General features: G+C 70.7%; 10 protein-coding genes. 2 read left to right on the top strand and 8 right to left on the bottom strand.

Translation table 11 applies throughout. The features are described 5' to 3' along the window. Positions 1-97: 97 nt before the first annotated feature. From OG395_RS18180 to OG395_RS18210, 7 genes are read right to left on the bottom strand one after another with little or no spacing between them, the layout of a single operon-like run. Positions 98-769 (bottom strand): 3-oxoacid CoA-transferase subunit B, encoded by a 672-nt coding sequence (locus tag OG395_RS18180; RefSeq protein ID WP_327243914.1) that lies wholly within the window; start codon positions 767-769, stop codon positions 98-100. Then, complete coding sequence (locus tag OG395_RS18185) at positions 769-1,461, bottom strand: 3-oxoacid CoA-transferase subunit A (protein WP_327243915.1); 693 nt, start codon at positions 1,459-1,461, stop codon at positions 769-771. The genes OG395_RS18180 and OG395_RS18185 overlap by 1 nt, the downstream gene beginning before the upstream one ends. Beyond that, positions 1,461-2,651: a thiolase family protein gene (locus tag OG395_RS18190; RefSeq protein ID WP_327243916.1), complete on the bottom strand. Its 1,191-nt coding sequence runs from the start codon at positions 2,649-2,651 to the stop codon at positions 1,461-1,463. The genes OG395_RS18185 and OG395_RS18190 overlap by 1 nt, the downstream gene beginning before the upstream one ends. Next, positions 2,648-3,913 carry an FAD-dependent oxidoreductase gene (locus tag OG395_RS18195; protein WP_442818760.1) on the bottom strand — a complete coding sequence of 422 codons (1,266 nt, stop codon included), beginning with the start codon at positions 3,911-3,913 and terminating at the stop codon, positions 2,648-2,650. Before OG395_RS18195 ends, OG395_RS18190 begins: the two co-directional genes overlap by 4 nt. A 31-nt stretch (positions 3,914-3,944) precedes the next feature. Next, a complete protein-coding gene (locus OG395_RS18200; RefSeq protein WP_327243918.1) occupies positions 3,945-4,577 on the bottom strand; it encodes a maleylpyruvate isomerase family mycothiol-dependent enzyme in 633 nt (210 codons plus the stop codon). Next, entirely contained in the window at positions 4,574-5,398 is an 825-nt protein-coding gene (locus tag OG395_RS18205; RefSeq protein ID WP_327243919.1) for a fumarylacetoacetate hydrolase family protein, read from the bottom strand. Before OG395_RS18205 ends, OG395_RS18200 begins: the two co-directional genes overlap by 4 nt. Before the next feature lie 2 nt (positions 5,399-5,400). Further along, positions 5,401-6,561, bottom strand: coding sequence for a cupin domain-containing protein (locus tag OG395_RS18210; protein WP_327243920.1), 1,161 nt, complete (start codon positions 6,559-6,561; stop codon positions 5,401-5,403). A 71-nt stretch (positions 6,562-6,632) separates the two neighbouring features. On the opposite strand from OG395_RS18210, the gene OG395_RS18215 reads away from it, so the two are divergent. Further along, on the top strand, positions 6,633-7,409 hold the full coding sequence (locus tag OG395_RS18215) for an IclR family transcriptional regulator (RefSeq protein ID WP_327243921.1): 777 nt from the start codon (positions 6,633-6,635) through the stop codon (positions 7,407-7,409). A 229-nt stretch (positions 7,410-7,638) separates the two neighbouring features. Continuing rightward, a complete protein-coding gene (locus OG395_RS18220; RefSeq protein WP_327243922.1) occupies positions 7,639-9,276 on the top strand; it encodes an MFS transporter in 1,638 nt (545 codons plus the stop codon). 132 nt (positions 9,277-9,408) lie between these two features. Here OG395_RS18220 and OG395_RS18225 read toward each other — a convergent pair whose 3' ends face one another. Then, entirely contained in the window at positions 9,409-9,930 is a 522-nt protein-coding gene (locus OG395_RS18225) for an SMI1/KNR4 family protein (RefSeq protein ID WP_327243923.1), read from the bottom strand. Positions 9,931-9,942: the final 12 nt, after the last annotated feature.

The raw sequence follows: 9,942 nt of genomic DNA on the forward strand, positions 1-9,942 counted from the left end.
GACCGGATCCTAACGCGCCACTGCACGGCGAGCGTACATACCGGCTCCACGCTATACGTAGCGTAATGATCTTTAACATGTCGTAAACCCAACCTGCTCAGATTAGCAGGTCGACGGAGAGCCGTTCCCGCAACTCCGTGACCGTGGTGCCGTACGTCTCCAGGACGCGGACACCGTCCGGGCCGGTGGCGAAGACGCCGTGGTCGGTGTAGACGCGGCCGACGCAGGCGGTACCGGTGAGCGGGTACGTGCACGCGGGGACGAGCTTGGGGGCGCCGTCCCGGGTGAACAGCTTCATCATCACCAGCACCTGCCGCGCTCCGACGGCGAGATCCATCGCGCCGCCCACGGCGGGGATGGCGTCGGGGTCGCCGGTGTGCCAGTTGGCCAGGTCACCGGCTTGCGAGACCTGGAACGCGCCGAGGACGCACACGTCGAGGTGGCCGCCACGCATCATCGCGAAGGAGTCGGCGTGGTGGAAGTACGCCGCCCCGGGCAGCTCGGTGACCGGTACCTTTCCGGCGTTCGTGAGGTCGGGGTCCACCTCGTCGCCGGTCGCGGCCGGCCCCATGCCGAGCATGCCGTTCTCCGTGTGCAGCACGATCCCCGCGTCCGCCGACAGGTGCTCGGCGACCCTGGTCGGCTGCCCGATGCCGAGGTTGACGTAGGAACCGGGCGGGATGTCACGGGCGATGCGGGCCGCGAGCTCGTCGGTGCTCAGCGGGCCCCGGTCCGTGTGCTCCACGGGCTGTGTGGTCGTTGGCGTCATCAGCGGGCTCCTTGCACGGTGAGCCGGCGGGCCTCGGCCCGCACGAGGCGGTCGACGTAGATGCCCGGGGTGATCACGTTCTCCGGATCGATCTCACCGGCGGGCACCACGTCGGTGACCTGGGCGACGACCGTCGTGGCCGCCGTGGCCATGACGGGGCCGAAGTTCCGGGCGGTCTTGCGGTAGACGAGGTTGCCCATGGTGTCCGCACGGTGCGCCGAGATCAGGGCCACGTCCCCCTTGATCGGGTACTCCAGGACGTGAGCACGTCCGTCGATCTCCCGGATCTCCTTGCCCTCCGCCAATGGGGTGCCGACGCCGACGGGGCAGTAGAAGGCCCCGATGCCCGCCCCGGCGGCCCGCATCCGTTCGGCGAGGGTGCCCTGCGGCACCACCTCCAGCTCCACCCGCCCGGCCCGGTACAGCTCGTCGAACACATGGGAGTCGCTCTGCCGGGGGAAGGAGCAGACGACCTTGCGCACCCGGCCCGCCTTGAGGAGTGCGGCCAGGCCCACGTCCCCGTTGCCGGCGTTGTTGGACACGACGGTCAGGTCACCGGCGCCCTGCCGGATCAGCGCGTCGATGAGGTCGAACGGCATGCCCGCCAGACCGAATCCGCCCACCAGCACCGTCGCACCGTCCTCGACGCCCGCCACGGCCTCGTCGGCCGTCGCCGCGATGGTCACGCCCATCAGCCGCTCACCTCGTCGGTGACGTTCTCCAGGACCACGGCGAGGGCCTGGCCCACGCCGATGCAGATGGCCGCGACGCCCCAGCGTTCGCGCCGCTCGCGCAGCACCTTCGCCAGGGTGCCCAGCAGCCGGCCGCCCGAGGCGCCCAGCGGATGGCCGAGGGCGATGGCGCCACCCCGGGTGTTGACGATCTCCGGGTCGATGCCCCAGGCGTCCACGCAGGCGAGCGACTGCACCGCGAACGCCTCGTTCAGCTCCACCGCGCCCACGTCGCTCCAGCGGATACCGGCCCGGCGCAGCGCCTGCTCGGCGGCCTCCACGGGGGCGTAACCGAACATCTGCGGCTCGACGGCGTGCGCTCCCCGGCCGGCGATCCGGGCGAGGGGCCGCAGCCCGATCCGGTCGGCCGCAGCCTCGGTGCCCAGCAGCACGGCCGACGCCCCGTCGCTGAGCGGGGAGGCGTTACCGGCTGTGATCGTCCCGTCCGGGCGGAACGACGGCTTCAGAGCCGCCAGTTTCCCGAGGTCGGTGTCGGGGCGGATGCCCTCGTCGCGAGCGAGCCCCGCCGTGGGGAGGACCAAGCCGTCGTAGAAACCGTCGTCCCAGGCCCGGGCCGCGAGCCGGTGGGAGCGCACGGCGAACGCGTCCTGGCGCTCCCGGGAGATCGAGAACTTCTCCTGGAGCAGTTCGTTGCACTCCCCCAGCGAAACCGTCCACTCCTTCGGCATCGCAGGGTTGACCAGCCGCCAGCCCAGGGTCGTGGAGACGGCCGTGACATGGCCGGCGGGGAAGGCGCGGTCCGGCTTGGGCAGCACCCAGGGCGCGCGGGTCATGGACTCCACGCCGCCGGCGACCACGATGTCCGCGTCGCCGGACTCCAGGGTGCGCGAGGCGATGATCGCCGCGTCCAGGCTGGAGCCGCACAGTCGGTTCACGGTGGTGGCGGGCACACTCACCGGCAGCCCGGCCAGCAGCACCGCCATCCGGCCGACGTTGCGGTTGTCCTCGCCGGCACCGTTCGCGTTGCCCCACACCACGTCGCCGATCGCGGCGTGATCCAGGTCCGGTGTCCTGGCCAGTAGGCCGGTCAGCGCGGTGGCGGCGAGATCGTCGGGGCGTACGCCGGCCAGGGCGCCGTTGAACCGGCCGAAGGGGGTGCGGGCGGCCGCGTAGAGATAGGCGTCGCTCACTGGGAGTGTCCTCCCACCAGGGCGGGTGACTCAGGCTCGTCGACACGGGCCGAGGACAGCGGGATCGGCGTGAACATGGGGGGCTCCTCGTCCGGGGTCAGCGCGGTCGGGCCGTACAGCCAGTCCACGAAGGCGTAGTCGTAGGTGTCGCGGGCACGCAGCAGCACATTGCGCTGCTCGCGGGCGACACCGTCGAGGTGCCACAGCTCGCCCCACTTGCGGGACGTGGTCAGCACGCGGCGGCAGTGCTCCGGGCGGACGGCCTCGTAGGCGGCGAGCGCGGCACTCCAGTCGATCGTGCCGTCCTCGGCGCGGTTGCGGGCGGCGTGCTCGCCCAGCACCCAGCCGTCCTCGATGGCCATGATCGCGCCCTGCGCGATGTACTGCAGCGGCGGGTGCGCGGAGTCGCCGAGCAGCGCGATCCGGCCGTGGACCCAGTTCATGACCGGCTCGCGGTCGAACATCCGCCACCACTTTTCCCGCCACATGAACGGCAGGCCGTCCTGGACGAAGCCACAGGTCTCGGCGAAGGCGTTGTCGAGCTCGTCCGGGGTGCCCCAGTCCTCCTGGCCGGCGAGGGCCTTGGGGGACTCGAAGACGGCGACCTGGTTGAGGAGTTCGCCGCCGCGCAGGCCGTAGTGGACGAAGTGGCAGCGCGGGCCGACGTGGACCACGACCTCGCTGAGGTCGATGCCATGGACACGGGGTGTCTCGGCGGGCACGGTGCCCCGGTAGGCGACGTACGCGGAGGAGACGGGCTGGTCGTCGACGAGGAGCTTGCGTGCGACGGAGTGCAGACCGTCGGCGGCGATGACCAGGCCGGCCTCGTGGACCTCGCCGGAGGCGAGGGTGACGCGGGCGCCCCCGTCGGCGTTCTCGTACGAGGTGACCCGGGAGTCGGTGACCAGCTCGACGCCGGCCCGCTCACAGGCGCGCAGCAGCAGGCCGTGCAGGTCGCTGCGGTGGATCACCATGTACGGGTAGCCGTACCGCTTCTCCAGGTCGCGCAGGTCCAGGCGGGTCAGTTCGCCGCCGTCGACCGCGTCGCGCATGACCATGGAGTCCGGAACGACGCCGAGGCTCTTGGCCTCCTCCAGGAGACCGTAGTCGTCGAGGATGCGGGTGCAGTTGGGGGCGAGCTGGATGCCGGCGCCGACCTCGCCGAAGGCGGGGGCGCTCTCCAGCAGACGCACGTTCAGGCCCTGGCGGGTCAGCGAGAACGCCGCGCCCAGGCCGCCGATGCCGCCGCCGACGACGATCACATCAGGGTTCGTCATGGAACTTCCTCAACTCTCAGAGCCACGGGCCGAGCTCGGGAGCGTCGGCAAGCGTGTGGGGCCGCCCGGCCAGCCAGGCGGCGACCTCGGGGAGAGGGCCGTCGGGCAGCTCGGTGAGCCCGCGTTTGGTGCTGATCTCGTCGACCAGGGCGGACAGGAAGCCCGCCGGGACGTCGGCGAAGGTGACGCCGGTGCCGAAGTCGACCGCGTGGACGCAGGTCTCCCGGGACCGCATCCAGGGCAACTCGGTGGCGGGGACGGTACGGCCCTGAGCGGTGACGACCTTGTTCTGCCACTGCTCGTCGGTCAGTTCGTCCAGGTCCGTGCCGAGCCGACGGGCCGAGTCGGCCAGCCAGGCGCGCAGTTCGCCGGCGGAGAGGGCCGGGCCCTTGGCGATGCCGGCGGCACGCTCCTCGGGGGAGGCGTACATCGGCGTCTCCTCGCCGGTTGCCGCCCAGTGCACGAGGTTGCACAGGGCGTCGGCGTTGGCGGCGACGTGCGCGGCCAGGTGCTTGCGGGTCCAGCCCGGCAGCAGACTGTCGGCGGCGAAGCCGGCCTCGTCGAGATCCTCGACCGCGGCCAGTACCAGCTCGGTGCCGGTACGGGCCCACTCGCGCGCGTCGGCGAACGTCCGCGGGGCGTCGGTCATGTGGCGACCACCTTGTTGATGCAGGCGCCCAGGCCCGCGATCTCGGTGACCACGGTCTGGCCCGGGAGCAGGAAGACCTTGGGGTCGCGGGCGTTGCCCACGCCGGCCGGGGTGCCGGTGGCGATGATGTCGCCCGGGCGCAGGGTGATGACGGTGGAGATGTACTGCACCAGGAAGACCGGGTCGAACAGCAGCGTGCCGGTGTCGTCCTGCTGCATGACCTGCCCGTCGACGACGGTCTTGACCTCGAGCGCGGGGCGGACGCCGCCGACCTCGTCGGGGGTGACGACGTAGGGGCCGACCGGGGTGGAGGCCTCCCAGATCTTGCCCTGGGTCCACTCGATGGTGCGGAACTGCCAGTCGCGCACCGAGATGTCGTTCATGACGGTGAATCCGGCGATGGCGTCGGCGGCCTGCTGCTCGTCGGCGCGGCGCACCTGCTTGCCGATCACGACGGCCAGTTCGACCTCCCAGTCGAGCGCGTCGGTCTCGGCCGGCTTGGCGATGTCGTCGCCCGCGCCGATCAGGGTCTCGGCGAACTTCGGGAAGAGTGTCGGGTAGTTCGGCAGCTCCCGGCCCATCTCCTTGATGTGGTTGGTGTAGTTGTGGCCGACGCAGACGACCTTGGAGGGGTTCGGAACGACCGGCGCGAAGTCCGCGCCCTCGACCGGGTAGGTGGTGCCGGAGGCGGCGGCCCTGGCCTGCCAGTCGGCCTCGGCGAACAGCTCACCGAGGTCGGCGTACCCGAGGTCGACGAGGACCTCGCCGTCGAGGCGGACCGCCCGGGTGCCGTCGGTGGTGCGGATGGTGGCGAGCTTCATGGTCAGGCGTCCTTCTGGGTTCGGTCGAGCTTGAGCGCCTCGAAGACGGGCGCGTCGGAGAAGCGGAACAGGTCGAGGCCGCCCTCGTCGGAGTCGGTGGCACCGGATTCGGACTTGGCGGAGAACGGCTGCCAGGACGGGACGACGAACAGGTCGCCGCGGGTCACCGTCCAGGACGTGTCGCCGACGGTCACCACTCCGGAGCCGTCGAAGACCTGGTAGACCGACGAGCCGGTCTCGCGGACCGGCGCGGTCTCGGCGCCGCGGGCGATGCGGTGGAACTCGGCGCGGATGGTCGGCAGGACGTCGGAGCCGTCGTGCGGGTTGGAGTAGCGCACCGCGGCGTGGCCGGGCTCGACGGTGCCGCCGAAGCCCTCCCTCTCCAGCAGGAGCTGGTCCTTCAGGGCGGCGTTGGTGTACTCCCACTTGTAGGACAGCAGCGGGCTGCCCGGTGTGGCCGGGACGGCCGACAGCGGGCGCAGGCCCGGGTGGCCCCACAGGCGCTCGGAGCGCGACCGCTCCGGGGTGATCCGCTCGGCGTCGCTGATCTCGTCGCGGCCGAACTCGAAGAACTGCGCCTCGGTGACGTACTGGAAGGGGATGTCCAGGCCGTCGACCCAGGCCATCGGCTCGGAGGTGGCGTTGTGGTGGGCGTGCCAGTTCCAGCCCGCCTGCGGGAGGAAGTCACCGCGGTTCATCGGCACCGGGTCGCCGCCGACGACCGTCCACACGCCCGAGCCCTCGACGACGAAGCGGAACGCGTGCTGGGTGTGCCGGTGCTCCGGGGCGTCCTCGCCCGGCATGAGGTACTGGATGGCCGCCCACAGCGTCGGCGTGGCGAAGGGCCTGCCGCCGAGGGAGGGGTTGGCCAGCGCGATGGCCCGGCGCTCACCGCCGCGGCCGACCGGGACCAGGTTGCCGGCCCGGTCCGCCAGCTCCCGCAGCCGCTCCCACCGCCACAGGTGCGGCACGGCGCGCGAGCGCGGATGGGCCGGCATCAGGTCGCCGATCTCGGTCCACAGGGGGACGAGCAGTTCCTGCTCGAAGCCCCGGTACAGCTCTTCGAGCGCCGGGGTGACCTTGGGCTGCCCCTCCGCGGAAACGGCCTGGAGCCGGACGGGGGAACCCGTAGCGATGTCTTGGGCGATGGAGGACTGAGTCACAGGCCCAGCGTGCACCGTGTCTTCCAGGAGAACATGAAGATTCTGGAGAGCAGAATCCGAAGGGACGTGCCATGGACAAACCGCTCAAGACACCGCCGCCGTACCCCATCGCCAGCGTGGACCACGCGCTGCGAGCAGCGACCATCCTGCAGATGGAGGGCGGCGCGACCGTGTCGCAGATCGCCGAGCGGCTGGGCGTCGCCAGGTCGACAGCCCACCGGGTCCTGGCGATGCTCGTCTACCGGGACTTCGCCGTGCAGGACGAGGGCCGCATCTACCGTGCGGGGCCGGTGCTGGAACTCGCCGCGCACTCGCAGTCCCTCGTGTCGCGGCTGCGCGCGGCGGCTCTGCCCCATCTGCACCGGGTCGTCGATCTTCTGGACGAGACCACGAACCTGATCGTGCGCACCGGGGACACGGCCCGGTTCATCGCCAGCGTCGAGTGCCGGCAGGCGCTGCGGGTCGGCTCCCGGGAGGGCATGGTGTTCCCGGCCCACCGCACCACGGCGGGACTGCTCCTGCTCGCCGACCTCACCGACGAGGAACTGGAGGAGGTCTACGCCCCCGAGCGTTACCGCGACCGCCCCGCCGATCGGCCGGATCTCGCCCGGCTGCGGACGGAGCTCAGGCGTCTGCGCCGCAACGGGTTCGCCGTCAACAAGGAGCGATCCGAACGCGGTCTCGTCGCCGTCGGCGTGCCGGTGCGCGACCGGGACGGCACCGCGCTGGCCGGCCTGTCGGTGTCGATGCCCAGCGTGCGCTACGACCCGCACCGTCTCCAGCCCCTGGTGGCCGCTCTGGACGCCACGGCGCACTCCCTGGAGAAAGACCTGGCCGAGCAGCGCTGAGCCGCCCCGGTCGCGCGACAGTGTGATCGCTAGCCTTGCAACAAGATCGCTCACCTGAGATAGCGCACACATCATTGACGTGACGTAAAGCGAATGTCATTCTCCACGACATCGCGCCCGACTCGCGTCGTGCCCCTCTCCCCCACCGCGCACGCAGAGCCGAGCCCTTCCACGCTCTCAGGGCTCCCGCTTCCGGGACGCCCACCTTTCCCAGCCAGGGAGAACAGCAATGACGCTCAACAACGGGACGACGACGTCCCCGGGCCCAACCGCGGGGGCCGCCCGGACACCGGGCTACGCGGGAACACTGGCTGCCGCCTGCTGCGCGGTCTTCGTGGCCCAGGTCGCGAACGCACTGCCGGCCTCGCTCCTCGGACTCTTCCAGCAGGACCTGAACACGCACGGTTCCCAGCTGACCTGGATCACGGCCGCGTTCATGATCGCCGTGGTCTGCTTCGAGTTCACCTTCGGTGTGCTCGGCGACCTCTTCGGACGACGAAGGCTGATCGCGGCCGGCACGGGCATGGTCGCCGTGGGCAGTGTCGTGGCCGCGCTCGCGCCCACCGTCCAGGTTCTGTGGATCGGCGCCGCCCTGAACGGACTGGGCGCCGGCGCCATGTTCCCCGGCTCGCTCACCGCGATCACCGCCGTCACCCGCACCATGCGGGAACGGGCGCACGCGGTGGCAGTCTGGAGCGGCTTCCTGTCCGCCGGCGCCGCCGTCTCACCTCTGCTCGGCGGCATGTTCGCCAAGGTCGGATCGTGGCGCGGTTCCTTCTGGGTGCTCGTCGGACTCGCTCTGGTCAGCATGGTGCTCACCCTGGTGCTGGTCACGGAGTCGAAGTCGCCCGAGGGCCGCAAGCTCGACGTACCCGGTCAGATCACCTTCGCCCTCGGTCTCGTCCTGGTGCTGTACGGCGCCGTCGAGGGGCCCGAGTCGGGCTGGACCACCCTTCCCGTCATCCTCGCCTTCGCCCTCGGCGCATGCTTCCTCGCCGGGTTCGTCGTGGTGGAGCTGGGGGCCGAATCCCCGATCTTCGACCTGAGGCTGTTCCGCAACCGGGCCTTCACGGTGTCGTCCCTCGTCGCCGTCATCGGCATGCTCGCCTTCCTCGGCGCCTGCTTCGCGATGAGCATGTGGATGGGTCCGGTGCAGCATCAGGACCCGATCCGCGTCGCCATCCTCTTCCTGCTCCTCCAGGGGCCTGCCTTCCTGCTCATCCCGGTCGTCTCGCGGCTCCTCCACCGGGTCGCCGCGTCCTGGCTGCTGACCTCGGGATTCGTCCTGATGGCGATCGGCTGCCTGCTGTTCACCCGGCTGGACGTCACCGACCCGGGACTCGGCGCGTTCGTCGCGCCCGCCCTGCTGGTCGGCATCGGTTTCGCCCTGACCGTCAGCTCGGTGACGGCCGTGGCCCTGAACAGCGTGCCCCTGAACCTGGCCGGCATGGCCAGCGCCACCACCAACATGCTGCGCGACCTCGGCTTCGCGCTCGGCCCTGTCGTCGTCGGCGCGGTCGCCCTCAGCAACGCGGGGTCGGCGTTCGCAGCCAACGTGTCCGGCGCGGACCTGCCGGCCGGTCAGGTGGCAGCGGCACGCGGGATCGCCGAGGCCGGAGGGCCCATCGCCGTGAACAGCCTGCCGCCCGGCGCCCCGGGATCCGCAGCGCACGGTCTGGCCCTGGACGCCCTGGGCAGCGGCTTCAGCACCGCGTTCCTGGTGTGCGGCGTGGCGGCCGCCGTCGCCGCGGTGCTGACCTCCGTCGGCATGATCGGGGTCCACACCCAACGTTCCACCGAGAACGAGGAGTCCGCACCCCTGCCGCACGGACGCGACGGCAGACCGGAGTCGGCCCTCACCACGTAAGCGGAGCGGCCGCAGGGCTCCCCGAGCGGAGCTGCGCACGCGAAAGGGCACCGGCCACGACGGCCGGTGCCCTCCGCGCTCACACGGTGGTACCCCCCGCCACCAGGACAGGAGATACCACCGTGTTCATTTTCAGGGAAGGAATTCGAAGAACGGGCGGTCAGGCGCGAAGTTGCGCGAACACAACGTCACGTCTCGACCCCTGAGATAAGCCAGCAACCACTCGCTGAACGTCATCTCGTAGAGAGTCCATGCCGGACTGTCCATCTCCTGAACCAGGACGCGCCAAGGCGACGAGGGTTCATCAGGAACGCGGAGGAAAATCATTTCCCCCGTCGTGGCCGTCGCCACCGGCATCAACTCACCGGGGCCCGCCCCTACCGGACTGGGCAGGAACTCGGCCATGTCCTCCTCGCGCCAGAACTCGAGGTCCAGCCTGATGTCCTTTCCCAGGTTGTGCAGGAGATGACCGGCGGGGTGCTTCAGATACAACTGCCCGTTGATCGAGATCGAACCGTAGGCATCCACGATCTCGTGGAAGTCCGCAGGGAATTCGATGCCGAGTTCCTGCTCCAGTTCGATCCACGGTGCCGGATCCGACCAGTTGAACCGGGGTTCACCCAACAGGGCTTGTATCTCCGCAAGCGTTGCCACCACTAGGCCCCT

This window comes from Streptomyces sp. NBC_01320 (assembly GCF_035974375.1).
GTDB lineage: Bacteria > Actinomycetota > Actinomycetes > Streptomycetales > Streptomycetaceae > Streptomyces > Streptomyces yanii.